The organism is Pseudomonas sp. LJDD11 (genome assembly GCF_024584215.1).
Classification (GTDB): Bacteria; Pseudomonadota; Gammaproteobacteria; order Pseudomonadales; family Pseudomonadaceae; genus Aquipseudomonas.
In genome coordinates this window covers 1-520 of sequence record NZ_JANJFL010000152.1, presented here as the reverse complement: position 1 = coordinate 520, position 520 = coordinate 1, and the positions used below count along the sequence as shown (strand labels likewise).

1 pseudogene is annotated in these 520 nt (G+C 52.5%); it reads left to right on the top strand.

Annotation, left to right across the window (positions count from 1 at the left end):
* A pseudogene (locus NRB16_RS29285) lies at positions 1-520 on the top strand (restriction endonuclease subunit R); the annotation flags it as partial.

The following is a 520-nucleotide window of genomic DNA, read 5'->3' as shown; positions in this document are numbered from 1 at the left end:
CGCTCGTGGTGCTGATCAGCGGCGGATCTATGAAGAGCTGGATGACTTTCAGTCGCGCCGCCCTATAGACGTAATCAAGGCTAACCGACCGATTTTGTTTCTCGATGAGCCGCAGAAGATGGAAGGGGCCAAGACGCTGGCGTCCTTTAGCGAGTTTAATCCGTTGATGATTGTGCGCTACTCGGCTACGCACAAAACCGAGTACAACAAAATCCACCGCCACGACGCGCTTGATGCTTACAACCAGAAACTGGTGAAAAAGATCAGCGTGCGCGGTATTACGGTCAAAGGCTTGACCGGGACCAATGCTTATCTGTTTCTGCAGGACATCGATGTCTCGACCAAATCGCCCGTGGCTCGGGTCGAGATGGAGATAAAACAGAGCAGTGGTATCAAGCGCGTGATGCGCAAACTTGGCCGCAATGACAATCTGTACGACCTGTCTGGTGGGCTCGATCAGTACAAAGACTACATAGTTGCCGATATCGACGCCCGTATCGACACGCTGAGCTTTACCAAC